General features: G+C 65.8%; 1 protein-coding gene. It reads right to left on the reverse strand.

The features are described 5' to 3' along the window. On the reverse strand, positions 1–275 hold a 275-nt coding region (locus tag SB753_RS37095; RefSeq protein ID WP_410805131.1), incomplete at both ends, for an enolase C-terminal domain-like protein.

A 275-nucleotide genomic window follows, 5' to 3' on the forward strand; every position in this document is an offset into this window, starting at 1 on the left:
CGAGTGCATCGACATGCCGAGATCCCACAGCTTGCACATGCGCGCGAGCGTCTGGGTTGCGCGCAGCCCGCCCCAGTAGTGATGGTCCGACAGCAGCACCTTGACCGAGCCCATTTCGGCGCCGCGCCGGAAATCTTCCATGGTCGTGATCACCATGTTGGTCGCGAGCGGCAGGCGCGTGTGCCTGGCGAGTTCCGCCATGCCGGCGAGGCCGGGGCACGGATCTTCGTAATACTCGAGCAGGTCGTCGAGTTCAGGCGCGGCCGCGATACTGG

The sequence above is a fragment of the Paraburkholderia sp. SIMBA_053 genome, assembly GCF_046534895.1.
GTDB classification, from domain to species: Bacteria; Pseudomonadota; Gammaproteobacteria; order Burkholderiales; family Burkholderiaceae; genus Paraburkholderia; species Paraburkholderia caledonica.